Below are 787 nucleotides of genomic sequence, written 5' to 3'. Positions count from 1 at the left end.
GCGCCGGCATTTTCTTCATCTAATTCGATCTCACGAGAACTTACCTCCAGACCTAATCCCGTGCCTAATACGTTTTGCCAACCAAGTCGCGCGCCTGTAGAAGATCGATCAGTGCGCGCTCTTGCTACATTCGCAACATAAGGGTCCGCATAGACTTCAGTTGGTAACGCACTAAAAAGAAACGCACCATAAACGATACCTTTTTTAGAAAGCTCTTGTTTCACTCCCAATTGGAATGCCAAGTCGTAACGTACTAAGTCTTCCAGTGCGACACCCAAATAGGCCTGTGTGCGGGATTCAGCAAAGGTGTAATTCACCTCACCAGTAATGAAAGGAGCCACACTCGATTCTGTTTCCGGATCTGCATTAATGCTTTTAATTGTTTGGTCACTTAACTTGCCACTCGTGCCCGCAACTAAGTTACTTGAATACTCAACAGCAGAAGCACCACCCACGACTGAACCACTAAAGCCAGACTCTTTAGGGATTGGTTTTAATGGCGCAGAATGCAAAAGTGTACTGAAGGCAAAACTACCGATCAGAGCGATCGCAGAATAGACATGATTCATATTACTTTCCCTGACAATAATTGTTAGTGCGGCCAATATACAGCTCAAAATATAATAGTTGAGATCTTATTGGTTTACCAAATTCATGGCCTGAAACTAGCGACGCCGCAAGCAAGAACCTGTAAAAGGCTCACTCGCGGCGTTTTAAGATGAGATGAAGTTTGTAAGAAAAAGCCCATATCAAGAAAGATATGGCAGGCTATCTAACTTAAACCTTG

1 protein-coding gene is annotated in these 787 nt (G+C 43.8%); it reads right to left on the bottom strand.

Translation table 11 applies throughout. The features are described 5' to 3' along the window. Positions 1-569 (bottom strand): DUF2860 family protein (locus A3738_RS28955; protein WP_156504590.1); only part of this gene is annotated, 569 nt, incomplete at its 3' end. Positions 570-787: the final 218 nt, after the last annotated feature.

This window comes from Oleiphilus sp. HI0066 (genome assembly GCF_001635725.1).
This window is presented reverse-complemented; position numbering and strand designations above follow the sequence as displayed.